Consider the following 13,018-nt stretch of genomic DNA (forward strand, 5'->3'; position numbering starts at 1 on the left):
AATGCGCCCTCTGCCATACCGGGAAGTGCCGCGGAAATTTTCTCAGCCGGGATGTGCAAGCCTAACGTGCTCACTGAAAAGCCTTTTATCCGGACATATCTCAATAGTCTTTTCATAATTCCTCCATTTTTGCGGGGCGTTTGGTCACTAAACTAGTATCATTCGGCGAAACGTTTCAGGATGAGATAGCAAATTAATGAAAGGCAGTAATACACTTCGTTGGGGAACCGCACTGGCGGTCATCATCGTTGCCGGCGCCGCATACTGGTACTGGCAGGGTCGTGAAGCCGCGAGCGATACGCCTTCCGCGGCGAACGGGCAGCATCAGCAGGCCTCCGGCGGCGGTCGTCACGGCCGCTTCGGCGCCGCCCTGGCGCCGGTTCAGGCGGCGACGGCCACCAGCGAGTCGGTGCCGCGCTATCTCAGTGGTCTTGGTACCGTCACCGCAGCCAATACGGTGACCGTGCGCAGCCGGGTGGATGGTCAACTGCTGGCTATCCATTTCCAGGAAGGTCAGCAGGTCAAAGCGGGCGATCTGCTCGCCGAGATCGATCCCAGCCAGTTTAAGGTAGCGCTGGCGCAGGCCCAGGGCCAGTTAGCGAAAGACAAAGCCACGCTCGCCAACGCCCGCCGCGACCTCGCCCGCTATCAGCAGCTGGTCAAAACGAACCTGGTTTCCCGCCAGGAGCTGGACACCCAGCAGTCTCTGGTCAGCGAAACGGAAGGCACCATTAAAGCCGATGAAGCCGCCGTCGCCAGCGCGCAGCTGCAGCTGAACTGGAGCCGCATCACCGCGCCGATTGACGGGCGAGTCGGCTTAAAACAGGTGGATATCGGCAATCAGATCTCCAGCGGCGATACCACCGGCATCGTGGTATTAACCCAAACCCATCCGATTGATTTAGTCTTCACTCTGCCGGAAAACGATATCGCCACCGTCGTCCAGGCGCAGAAAGCCGGGAAAACGCTGCAGGTTGAGGCGTGGGACCGGACCAACAAACAGAAAATCAGCGAAGGCACCCTGCTGAGCCTCGATAACCAGATAGACGTCACGACCGGGACCATCAAACTGAAAGCGCGCTTCACTAACCAGGACGATGCGCTGTTCCCGAATCAGTTCGTCAATGCCCGCATGCTGGTGGATACCCAGCAGAATGCCGTGGTCATTCCGACCGCCGCGCTGCAAATGGGCAACGAAGGTCATTTCGTCTGGGTACTCAACAGCGATAACAAAGTCAGCAAACATACCGTCACCCCGGGGATTCAGGACAGCCTGAAAGTGGTGATTAGCGCCGGGTTGTCGGCCGGCGATCGGGTGGTCACCGACGGTATCGATCGTCTGACCGAAGGGGCAAAAGTGGAAGTAGTGGACCCGCACAGCGCGCCAGCCGCCGCTGCGGAGAAGGCCACCAGTCGTGAATACGGGAAAAAAGGAGCGCGCTCCTGATGCAAGTATTACCCCCGAGCAGCACGGGCGGCCCCTCCCGACTGTTTATTATGCGCCCGGTCGCCACCACCCTGCTGATGATGGCGATTATGCTGGCCGGGATCATCGGCTATCGCTTCCTGCCGGTTTCCGCCCTGCCGGAGGTCGATTACCCGACGATTCAGGTGGTGACCCTCTACCCTGGCGCCAGCCCGGACGTGGTCACCTCGGCGATTACCGCCCCGCTGGAACGCCAGTTCGGCCAGATGTCCGGGCTGAAACAGATGTCGTCGCAAAGCTCCGGCGGCGCGTCGGTGGTGACCCTGCAGTTCCAGCTGACGCTGCCGCTGGACGTGGCCGAGCAGGAAGTGCAGGCGGCGATCAACGCCGCCACTAACCTGCTGCCCTCCGACCTGCCGAACCCGCCGGTTTACAGCAAAGTGAACCCGGCGGATCCGCCGATCATGACCCTCGCGGTCACCTCTTCCGCCATTCCGATGACCCAGGTGGAAGATATGGTGGAAACCCGCGTGGCGCAGAAGATCTCCCAGGTTTCCGGCGTCGGTCTGGTGACCCTCGCCGGCGGCCAGCGCCCGGCGGTGCGGGTGAAGCTCAATGCCCAGGCGATTGCCGCCCTCGGGCTGACCAGCGAAACGATTCGTACCGCCATCACCAGCGCTAACGTCAACTCGGCGAAAGGCAGCCTTGACGGCCCTTCCCGCGCCGTAACCCTTTCCGCCAACGACCAGATGCAGTCGGCGGAAGATTATCGCCGCCTGATTATCGCCTGGCAGAACGGTGCGCCGATCCGTCTTGGCGATGTGGCCACCATTGAGCAGGGGGCGGAAAACAGCTGGCTCGGCGCATGGGCCAATAACCAGCAGGCGATCGTGATGAACGTCCAGCGCCAGCCGGGCGCAAACATCATCGCCACCGCCGACAGCGTGCGCCAGATGCTGCCGCAGCTGACGGAGAGCCTGCCGAAATCGGTCAAGGTGCAGGTGCTCTCTGACCGGACCACCAATATCCGCGCCTCGGTCAGCGATACCCAGTTTGAGCTGATGCTGGCGATTGCGCTGGTGGTGATGATCATCTATCTGTTCCTGCGCAACGTGCCGGCGACCATTATCCCCGGCGTCGCCGTACCGCTTTCGCTGGTGGGCACTTTCGCGGTGATGGTATTCCTCGACTTCTCGATTAACAACCTGACGCTAATGGCGCTCACCATCGCCACCGGCTTCGTGGTCGATGACGCCATCGTGGTTATCGAAAACATTTCGCGCTATATCGAAAAAGGCGAAAAACCGCTCGCCGCCGCGCTCAAAGGCGCCGGTGAGATCGGCTTTACCATTATCTCATTAACCTTCTCGCTGATTGCGGTGCTGATCCCATTGCTGTTTATGGGCGATATCGTCGGCCGGCTGTTCCGCGAATTTGCAATTACCCTGGCGGTGGCGATCCTGATTTCCGCCGTGGTGTCGCTGACCCTGACGCCGATGATGTGCGCCCGCATGCTCAGCCATGAATCGCTGCGTAAACAAAACCGCTTTTCCCAGGCCAGCGAGCGCTTCTTCGAGCGGGTGATCGCCGCTTACGGGCGGATGCTCAGCCGGGTGCTGAACCACCCGTGGCTGACTCTGAGCGTCGCCTTAGGCACGCTGGCGCTGTCAATTATGCTGTGGGTGTTTATCCCCAAAGGCTTCTTCCCGATCCAGGACAACGGCATTATTCAGGGCACGCTCCAGGCGCCGCAGTCGACCTCTTTCGTCAATATGGCGCAGCGCCAGCAGCAGGTTTCCGCGGCGATCCTCAAAGACCCGGCGGTGGAAAGCCTGACCTCGTTCGTCGGGGTTGACGGCACCAACCCGGCGCTGAACAGCGCCCGGCTGCAGATCAACCTCAAACCGCTGGATGAACGCGACGACCGGGTACAAACCGTTATCGCCCGCCTGCAAAAGTCGGTGGACGGTATTCCCGGCATCGAACTCTATTTACAGCCGACGCAGGACCTGACCATCGATACCACCGTCAGCCGCACCCAGTACCAGTTCACCCTGCAGGCGAACTCGCTGGATGCCCTCAGTAACTGGGTACCGCAGCTGTTGACCCGGCTTCAGGCATTACCGCAGCTCTCAGACGTGAGCAGCGACTGGCAGGACCGGGGGCTGGCGGCGTATATCAACGTCGATCGCGACAGCGCCAGCCGCCTTGGCATCAGCATGGCGGATGTCGATAACGCGTTGTACAACGCCTTTGGTCAACGGCTGATCTCGACCATTTACACTCAGGCCAACCAGTATCGCGTGGTGCTGGAGCATGACACCCGCGCCACGCCGGGGCTGGCCGCGCTGGACAATATTCGTCTCACCAGCAGCGATGGCGGCATTGTGCCGCTGAAATCCATCGCCAGCGTCGAGCAGCGTTTCACACCGCTATCGATTAACCATCTCGATCAGTTCCCGGTCACCACCATCTCGTTTAACGTGCCGGCTAGCTATTCGCTGGGCGATGCGGTAGCGGCGATTCAGGCCGCCGAACAGGCGCTGGATTTACCGACCGATATCCGCACCCAGTTCCAGGGCAGCACCCTCGCCTTCCAGTCGGCGCTCGGCAATACCGTCTGGCTGGTGATCGCGGCGGTGGTGGCGATGTATATCGTGCTTGGCATCCTGTATGAAAGCTTCATTCACCCGATCACCATTCTCTCGACCTTACCGACCGCCGGCGTCGGGGCGCTGCTGGCCCTGTGGCTGGCAGGCAGCGAGCTGGATGTCATCGCCATCATCGGGATTATCCTGCTGATTGGTATCGTCAAGAAAAACGCCATCATGATGATCGACTTTGCCCTCGCCGCCGAACGCGAACAGGGCATGCCGCCGCGTGAAGCGATTTATCAGGCCTGTCTGCTGCGTTTTCGCCCGATTCTGATGACCACCCTCGCCGCCCTGCTCGGCGCGCTGCCGCTGATGCTGAGTACCGGCGTCGGCGCCGAGCTGCGCCGTCCGCTGGGGATCGGTATGGTGGGCGGTCTGATGTTAAGCCAGGTGCTGACGCTGTTTACCACCCCGGTTATCTATCTGCTCTTCGACCGCCTGTCGCTGTACATCCGAAGCCGCTTCCCGCGGCACGAGGAGGAGGCGTAAATGAAGTTTTTCGCCCTCTTCATTTACCGCCCGGTGGCGACGATTTTACTGTCGCTCGCCATCACCCTGTGCGGCATTCTCGGTTTCCGCCTGCTGCCGGTGGCCCCGCTGCCGCAGGTGGATTTTCCGGTGATTATGATCAGCGCCTCGTTGCCCGGCGCCTCGCCGGAAACCATGGCTTCATCGGTGGCTACGCCGCTTGAGCGTTCGCTGGGGCGTATTGCCGGCGTCTCTGAAATGACCTCCTCCAGTTCGCTTGGCAGCACGCGCATTATTATGCAGTTCGATTTCGACCGCGATATCAACGGCGCCGCCCGCGATGTGCAGGCGGCGATCAACGCGGCGCAAAGCCTGCTGCCGAGCGGCATGCCGGGCCGGCCAACCTACCGTAAGGCCAACCCGTCCGACTCGCCGATCATGATCCTCACCCTCACCTCGGACACCTATTCCCAGGGCGAGCTGTATGATTTCGCTTCTACCCAGCTGGCGCAAACTATCGCCCAGATCGACGGCGTCGGGGACGTGGACGTCGGCGGCAGCTCGCTGCCCGCGGTGCGGGTCGACCTCAACCCGCAGGCGCTGTTTAACCAGGGCGTCTCGCTGGACGCCGTACGGACGGCGATCGATAACGCCAACGTGCGCAGGCCGCAGGGGGCGCTGGAAGACCCAGGCAAGCGCTGGCAGGTACAAACCAACGACGAGTTAAAAACCGCCGCCGAATATCAGCCGCTGATCATTCACTACAACAACAGCGCGGCGGTGCGCCTTGGCGACGTGGCGAACGTCAGCGATTCGGTACAGGATGTGCGCAACGCCGGGATGACCAACGCCAGGCCGGCGATTCTGCTGATGATCCGCAAACTGCCGGAAGCCAATATCATCCAGACGGTCGACAGCATTCGCGCCCGCCTGCCGGAGCTGCAGAAGACGATTCCGGCCTCTATCGACCTGCAAATCGCCCAGGATCGTTCGCCGACGATCCGCGCCTCGCTGGAAGAGGTGGAACAAACGCTGGCGATCGCCGTGGCGCTGGTGATCCTCGTGGTGTTCCTGTTCCTGCGCTCCGGCCGAGCCACGCTGATTCCCGCGGTTGCCGTGCCGGTGTCGCTTATCGGTACCTTTGCGGCGATGTATTTGTGCGACTTTAGCCTCAACAACCTGTCGCTGATGGCGCTGACGATCGCTACCGGTTTCGTGGTGGATGACGCTATCGTGGTGCTGGAAAATATCTCCCGCCACCTTGAGGCCGGGATGAAACCGCTGCAGGCGGCGCTCCAGGGCAGCCGCGAAGTCGGTTTTACCGTCCTGTCGATGAGCCTGTCGCTGGTGGCGGTGTTTTTACCGCTGCTGCTGATGGGCGGGCTGCCGGGGCGCTTGCTGCGTGAATTCGCCGTCACCTTATCGGTGGCCATCGGCATCTCGCTGGCGGTTTCGCTCACCCTGACGCCGATGATGTGCGGCTGGCTGCTCAAGAGCGGCAAACCGCATGCGCCGACCCGCAACCGCGGCTTTGGCCGCCTGCTGGTGACGATTCAGGGCGGCTATGGCAAGTCGCTGAAGTGGGTGCTCAAACATAGCCGCATCACCGGCCTGGTGCTGCTGGCGACCATGGCGCTGAGCGTCTGGCTCTATATCACCATCCCGAAGACCTTCTTCCCGGAGCAGGATACCGGCGTGCTGATGGGCGGCATTCAGGCTGACCAGAGCATCTCCTTCCAGGCGATGCGCGGCAAACTGCAGGATTTTATGCAAATCATCCGCGAAGATCCTGCGGTGGATAATGTCACCGGCTTTACCGGCGGCTCACGGGTGAACAGCGGGATGATGTTTATCACCCTCAAGTCCCGCGACCAGCGGCATGAAACGGCGCAGCAGATCATCGACAGGCTGCGTAAAAAGCTGGCGAAAGAGCCGGGCGCCAATCTGTTCCTGATGGCGGTGCAGGATATTCGCGTCGGCGGCCGCCAGGCCAACGCCAGCTATCAGTACACCCTGCTATCAGACGATCTTTCGGCGCTGCGCGAATGGGAACCGAAGATTCGTAAAGCGCTGGCCGCGCTGCCGGAGCTGGCTGACGTCAACTCAGACCAGCAGGATAACGGTGCGGAAATGGATCTTATCTACGATCGCGATACCATGTCGCGCCTCGGGATCAGCATCCAGGATGCGAACAACCTGCTGAATAACGCCTTCGGCCAGCGGCAGATCTCGACGATTTATCAACCGCTGAACCAGTATAAGGTGGTGATGGAGGTCGACCCGGTTTATACCCAGGACGTCAGCGCGCTGGATAAGATGTTTGTTATCAACAGCGAAGGCAAACCGATCCCGCTCGCCTATTTCGCCAAATGGCAGCCGGCCAACGCGCCGCTGTCGGTCAACCATCAGGGGCTTTCGGCGGCGTCGACGATCTCCTTTAACCTGCCGACCGGTAAATCGCTGTCGGAAGCCAGCGATGCGATCGACCGCGCGATGACCCAGCTCGGCGTGCCGTCCAGCGTCCGGGGCTCGTTTGCCGGAACCGCTCAGGTCTTCCAGCAGACCATGAATTCGCAGGTGATTCTGATTATCGCCGCTATTGCGACGGTCTATATCGTGCTCGGGATCCTGTACGAAAGCTACGTCCATCCGCTGACCATTCTCTCCACCCTTCCCTCGGCAGGGGTCGGTGCGCTGCTGGCGCTGGAACTCTTCGGTGCCCCGTTTAGCCTCATCGCGCTCATCGGAATCATGCTATTAATTGGCATAGTGAAGAAAAACGCCATCATGATGGTCGACTTTGCCCTTGAGGCGCAGCGTAACGGCAACCTCCCGCCGGAAGAGGCGATCTTCCAGGCCTGCCTGCTGCGTTTCCGGCCGATTATGATGACCACCCTCGCGGCGCTGTTTGGCGCGCTGCCGCTGGTGTTATCCGGCGGCGACGGCTCGGAACTGCGTCAGCCGCTGGGCATCACCATCGTCGGTGGACTGGTGATGAGTCAGCTGTTGACGCTCTACACCACGCCGGTGGTCTATCTGTTCTTCGACCGTCTGCGGTTGCGTTTTTCGCGAAAACTCAACCAACCGGTAAGCGAATAAAATGACAGAACTGCCCTCCAGCGTCCGCTGGCAATTATGGATAGTGGCTTTCGGCTTCTTTATGCAGTCGCTGGATACCACCATCGTCAATACCGCCCTCCCCTCGATGGCCAAAAGCCTCGGGGAGAGTCCTCTGCATATGCATATGGTGATCGTCTCCTATGTGCTGACGGTTGCGATCATGCTGCCCGCCAGCGGCTGGCTGGCGGATCGGGTGGGAGTGCGCAATATCTTTTTTAGCGCCATCATCCTGTTTACCCTCGGCTCGCTGTTTTGTGCCCAGGCCAGCACGCTCGATCAGCTGGTCCTCTCCCGGGTGTTACAAGGGGTCGGCGGCGCGATGATGGTGCCGGTCGGCCGTCTGACGGTGATGAAAATCGTCCCGCGCTCGCAGTACATGGCGGCGATGACTTTCGTCACCCTTCCCGGCCAGGTCGGCCCGCTGCTGGGGCCGGCGCTTGGCGGCGTGCTGGTGGAATACGCCTCGTGGCACTGGATCTTTTTGATCAACATTCCGGTGGGGATTGTCGGCGCCATCGCCACGCTGTGGCTGATGCCGAACTACACCCTGCAAACCCGGCGCTTCGATATGCTGGGTTTTATCCTGCTGGCGGCGGGGATGGCGACGTTAACCCTCGCGCTCGACGGCAAAAAAGGGCTGGGTATTTCACCCTCGCTGCTTGCGGTTCTGGTCGCGACAGGCGTCGCCTCCATTCTGCTGTATCTGTGGTACGCCCGGGATAATGACAACGCGCTGTTCAGCCTGCACCTGTTCCGCAACCGCACCTTCTCCCTCGGGCTGGGCGGCAGCTTCGCCGGGCGCATCGGCAGCGGCATGCTGCCCTTTATGACCCCGGTCTTCCTGCAGATTGGTCTCGGCTTCACGCCGTTTCACGCCGGCCTGATGATGATCCCGATGGTGCTCGGCAGCATGGGGATGAAGCGCATTGTGGTGCAGGTGGTGAACCGCTTTGGCTACCGCCGGGTACTGATTGTGGCGACGCTCGGCCTGGCGGTGGTCAGTCTGCTGTTTATGGTCGTCGCGCTGGCGGGCTGGTACTGGCTGCTGCCGGTGGTGCTGTTTCTGCAGGGTATGGTCAACTCCAGCCGCTTCTCGTCGATGAATACCCTGACGCTGAAAGATTTGCCGGACGATCTGGCCAGCAGCGGCAACAGCATGCTGTCGATGGTCATGCAGCTGTCGATGAGTATCGGGGTCACTATTGCCGGTATGCTGCTCGGCATGTTTGGCCAGCAGCATATCAGCGCCGATGCCGCCGCCACCCATCAGGTGTTCCTCTATACCTACCTGAGCATGGCGGTGATTATTGCGCTGCCGGCCTTCATTTTTTCCCGCGTTCCGGATGATACCGACAGCAATACCGCGATCGCCCGGCATAAAAGGAGTGAGCCGTGAAGTTTTGGCGTCCCGGTATTACCGGCAAGCTGTTCCTGGCGATTTTCGCCACCTGCATCGTGCTGTTAATCAGCATGCACTGGGCGGTGCGCGTCAGTTTTGAACGCGGGTTTATCGACTATATCAAACGCGGCAACGAACAGCGGCTGACCATGCTCGGCGATGCGCTGAGCGAACAGTACGCCCTGCACGGCAGCTGGACATTCCTGCGTAACAACGACCGCTTTATCTTCCAGCTATTAAAAACCTTCGAACGTGATAACGACGATCGCTCCCCCGCCGGACATAGAACCGCCGGCGGAGGCATGTATAACGGCGGGCCTGGTCCCGATGGCCCTCCGCCGGACGGTCCGCGTGGCCCGGGGCCGGATATGCCGCCGCACGGCTGGCGTACGTTGTTCTGGGTCGTCGACCAGAAAGGACGCGTGCTGGTGGGGCCGCGTGAGCGGGTACCTGAAGACGGTAGCCGGCGCAATATTGTGGTCAACGGCGTGCAGGTCGGGGCGGTTATCGCTTCGCCCGTCGAGCGGCTGACGCGCAATACCGATATTAATTTCGACCGTCAGCAGAAGCGTACCAGCTGGCTGATTGTCGCCCTCGCGACCCTCCTCGCCGCGCTGGCCACGTTCCCGCTGGCCCGCGGCCTGCTGGCGCCGGTGAAACGGCTGGTGGAAGGGACCCATCGCCTGGCGGCGGGAGACTTCAGTACCCGGGTTACCGCCAGCAGCAGCGATGAGCTAGGCCGCCTGGCACAGGATTTTAACCAGCTTGCCAGCACCCTGGAACGCAACCAGCAGATGCGCCGCGATCTGATGGCCGATATTTCCCATGAGCTGCGTACGCCGCTGGCGGTGCTGCGCGGTGAGCTGGAAGCCATCCAGGACGGCGTACGTCAATTCACCCCGGACTCCATCACCTCGCTACAGGCGGAGGTGGCGACCCTGACCAAGCTGGTGGACGATCTGCATCAGCTGTCGATGTCCGATGAAGGGGCGCTGGCCTATCAGAAAACTTCGGTGGATATCATCCCGCTGCTGGAAGTGGCGGCGGGCGCCTTCCGCGAGCGCTTCGCCAACCGCGGGTTGACGATCGGCGTTTCGCTACCGGAAAACGCCACTATTTTTGGCGACGCCGATCGCCTGATGCAGCTCTTTAACAATCTGCTGGAAAACAGCCTGCGCTATACCGACAGCGGCGGCCGGCTGCTGATTAGCGCCAGCCACAACGCCCGCCGCTTAATCATCGATTTCGCCGACAGCGGCCCGGGGGTGAGCGACGAGCAGCTGGCACGCCTGTGTGAACGTTTTTACCGCGCCGAAGGCTCGCGCAACCGCGCCAGCGGCGGCTCCGGGCTGGGGCTGGCGATCTGCGTCAACATCGTCGCCGCCCACGGCGGCATCTTACGGGCCGACCATTCGCCTTTTGGCGGGGTTAGCATTAAAGTAGAGTTACCTCTGGAACGTGATACACCGAGAGACGTATGAGTGAATTACCTGTTGATGAAAATACGCCACGCATTCTGGTGGTGGAAGATGAACCCAAGCTGGGTCAGCTGCTGCTCGATTATTTGTCCGCGGCAGGTTATGCGCCAACGCTGATTGATCACGGCGATCGGGTCCTGCCTTACGTCCGGCAAACTCCGCCGCATCTGATTCTGTTGGATCTGATGCTGCCGGGTACCGATGGCCTGACGCTGTGCCGGGAGATCCGTCGTTTCTCCGAGGTACCGGTGGTGATGGTGACAGCGAAGATAGAGGAAATCGACCGGCTGCTCGGGCTGGAGATTGGCGCCGACGATTATATCTGCAAGCCCTACAGCCCACGTGAAGTCGTCGCGCGGGTGAAAACGATCCTCCGCCGCTGTAAGCCGCGCCGCGATCTGCTGGCGCTGGATGCGGAAAGCCCGCTGATCGTCGATGAAGGTCGTTTTCAGGCCTCATGGCGCGATAAGCTGTTGGATCTGACCCCCGCCGAGTTTCGCCTGCTGAAGACCCTCTCGCAGGAGCCGGGTAAGGTTTTCTCGCGCGAACAGCTGCTTAATCATCTCTACGATGATTACCGTGTGGTCACCGACCGGACTATCGATAGCCATATCAAAAACCTGCGGCGCAAGCTGGAGTCGCTGGACGCCGAGCAGTCCTTTATCCGCGCCGTGTACGGCGTCGGCTATCGCTGGGAAGCAGACGCCTGCCGGCTGGCTTAACCCTCCTGCGCCTCCAGGCGCAACAAACTGGCCGAAGGGGAAAGGTTTACTCCCCTTCGCCACAGCGCTACAATGCCCGCCCTTAAAGTGGGGACACTCCCCCAACTCGCCCCATCAGGTGTGGCGAATCTGACCTGTCATCAGAACGAGAACATCATGTTTAAACCGGAACTCCTTTCCCCGGCGGGAACGCTGAAAAATATGCGTTACGCTTTCGCCTATGGCGCAGACGCCGTTTATGCTGGCCAGCCGCGCTATTCTCTGCGCGTGCGCAACAATGAATTCAACCACGAAAACCTGCAGCTGGGCATCAATGAAGCCCATCAGCTGGGGAAAAAGTTCTACGTGGTTGTGAATATCGCGCCGCATAACGCCAAGCTGAAAACCTTCATTCGCGATCTCAAGCCGGTGGTGGATATGGGGCCGGACGCGCTGATTATGTCCGATCCGGGTTTAATTATGCTGGTGCGGGAAAACTTCCCGGAGATGCAGATTCACCTGTCGGTACAGGCCAACGCCGTCAACTGGGCAACGGTCAAATTCTGGCAGCAGATGGGCCTGAGCCGGGTGATTCTCTCCCGCGAACTGTCGCTGGACGAAATTGGCGAAATCCGCAGCCAGGTCCCGGAGATGGAGCTCGAGATTTTCGTCCACGGCGCGCTGTGCATGGCCTATTCCGGCCGCTGCCTGCTGTCGGGCTATATCAACAAACGCGACCCGAACCAGGGGACCTGCACCAACGCCTGCCGCTGGGAATATAACGTCCAGGAAGGCAAAGAAGATGACGTCGGCAATATCGTCCACCAGCATGAGCCGATTCCGCTCAGGACCATCGAACCCACGCTGGGTATCGGCGCGCCGACCGACCGGGTGTTTATGCTCGAAGAAGCCAAACGGCCTGGCGAATACATGACCGCCTTCGAAGATGAGCACGGCACCTACATCATGAACTCCAAAGATCTGCGCGCCATTGCCCACGTCGAGCGGTTGACCCAGATGGGCGTGCATTCCCTGAAAATCGAAGGCCGCACCAAGTCATTCTACTACTGCGCGCGCACCGCCCAGGTTTACCGCAAAGCGATCGATGACGCCGCGGCGGGCAAACCGTTTGACGAAAGCCTGCTGCAAACCCTGGAGGGCCTGGCCCACCGCGGCTATACCGAAGGTTTCCTGCGCCGTCATACCCACGATGACTACCAGAACTACGAGTACGGCTACTCGCTGTCCGAACGCCAGCAGTTTGTCGGCGAGTTCACCGGCGAGCGCAACGGCACCCTGGCCGCGGTCGCGGTGAAAAATAAGTTCTCCCTCGGCGACAGCCTCGAGCTGATGACTCCGCAGGGCAACGTCAACTTCACCCTTGAGCATATGGAAAACGCCAAAGGCGAGGTGATGCCGGTGGCTCCCGGGGATGGTTACACGGTATGGCTGCCGGTGCCGGAAGAGATGGCGCTGGAGTACGCCCTGCTGATGCGCAACTTTGCCGGTCAGAGCATGCGAAACCCACACGGCAATTAGTTTATCAGGGTTATTTTTTCAGGATTCACGGATATTAGAAACGGATCACACACCGCTTCGTTTGGAGCGGGTATCATCCATCCTGCTGAAAAACATAACCCATAAATGCTAGCTGTACCAGGAACCACCTCCTTAGCCTGCGTAATCTCCCTTACGCGGGCTTATTTTTTTATTATTAACCTATCTACGTCCACCTACTGTCCATGCCTGGATACCGGTTTTGCTTTACCGGG

The 13,018-nt window shown here is 60.4% G+C and carries 7 protein-coding genes; all 7 read left to right on the forward strand.

Annotated elements, in window-relative coordinates; genetic code table 11:
* Positions 1–196: 196 nt before the first annotated feature.
* The 7 genes from EDF73_RS02405 to yegQ all read left to right on the forward strand — a co-directional run bounded on the left by EDF73_RS02405 (position 197) and on the right by yegQ (position 12,785).
* Positions 197–1,447: an MdtA/MuxA family multidrug efflux RND transporter periplasmic adaptor subunit gene (locus tag EDF73_RS02405; protein WP_132725317.1), complete on the forward strand. Its 1,251-nt coding sequence runs from the start codon at positions 197–199 to the stop codon at positions 1,445–1,447.
* Positions 1,447–4,569, forward strand: coding sequence for an MdtB/MuxB family multidrug efflux RND transporter permease subunit (locus tag EDF73_RS02410; protein WP_132725320.1), 3,123 nt, complete (start codon positions 1,447–1,449; stop codon positions 4,567–4,569). Before EDF73_RS02405 ends, EDF73_RS02410 begins: the two co-directional genes overlap by 1 nt.
* Positions 4,570–7,647, forward strand: coding sequence for a multidrug efflux RND transporter permease subunit MdtC (gene mdtC, locus EDF73_RS02415; RefSeq protein ID WP_132725323.1), 3,078 nt, complete (start codon positions 4,570–4,572; stop codon positions 7,645–7,647). It begins immediately after the preceding gene.
* A 1-nt stretch (position 7,648) separates the two neighbouring features.
* Positions 7,649–9,064, forward strand: coding sequence for an MFS transporter (locus tag EDF73_RS02420; protein WP_132725326.1), 1,416 nt, complete (start codon positions 7,649–7,651; stop codon positions 9,062–9,064).
* Positions 9,061–10,548: a two-component system sensor histidine kinase BaeS gene (gene baeS / locus EDF73_RS02425; RefSeq protein ID WP_132725329.1), complete on the forward strand. Its 1,488-nt coding sequence runs from the start codon at positions 9,061–9,063 to the stop codon at positions 10,546–10,548. Before EDF73_RS02420 ends, baeS begins: the two co-directional genes overlap by 4 nt.
* Complete coding sequence (gene baeR, locus EDF73_RS02430) at positions 10,545–11,267, forward strand: two-component system response regulator BaeR (protein ID WP_132725332.1); 723 nt, start codon at positions 10,545–10,547, stop codon at positions 11,265–11,267. Before baeS ends, baeR begins: the two co-directional genes overlap by 4 nt.
* Before the next feature lie 156 nt (positions 11,268–11,423).
* A complete protein-coding gene (gene yegQ, locus EDF73_RS02435) occupies positions 11,424–12,785 on the forward strand; it encodes a tRNA 5-hydroxyuridine modification protein YegQ (RefSeq protein ID WP_132725335.1) in 1,362 nt (453 codons plus the stop codon).
* The last annotated feature ends 233 nt before the right edge of the window (positions 12,786–13,018 follow it).

This window comes from Klebsiella sp. BIGb0138, from assembly GCF_004342285.1.
In the GTDB taxonomy this organism is placed as follows: Bacteria; Pseudomonadota; Gammaproteobacteria; order Enterobacterales; family Enterobacteriaceae; genus Klebsiella.

Coding starts and splice junctions, on each gene's coding strand:
- EDF73_RS02405 (WP_132725317.1), top strand. CDS start 197: ATGAAAGGCAGTAATACACTTCGTTGGGGAACCGCACTGGCGGTCATC.
- EDF73_RS02410 (WP_132725320.1), top strand. CDS start 1,447: ATGCAAGTATTACCCCCGAGCAGCACGGGCGGCCCCTCCCGACTGTTT.
- mdtC (WP_132725323.1), top strand. CDS start 4,570: ATGAAGTTTTTCGCCCTCTTCATTTACCGCCCGGTGGCGACGATTTTA.
- EDF73_RS02420 (WP_132725326.1), top strand. CDS start 7,649: ATGACAGAACTGCCCTCCAGCGTCCGCTGGCAATTATGGATAGTGGCT.
- baeR (WP_132725332.1), top strand. CDS start 10,545: ATGAGTGAATTACCTGTTGATGAAAATACGCCACGCATTCTGGTGGTG.
- yegQ (WP_132725335.1), top strand. CDS start 11,424: ATGTTTAAACCGGAACTCCTTTCCCCGGCGGGAACGCTGAAAAATATG.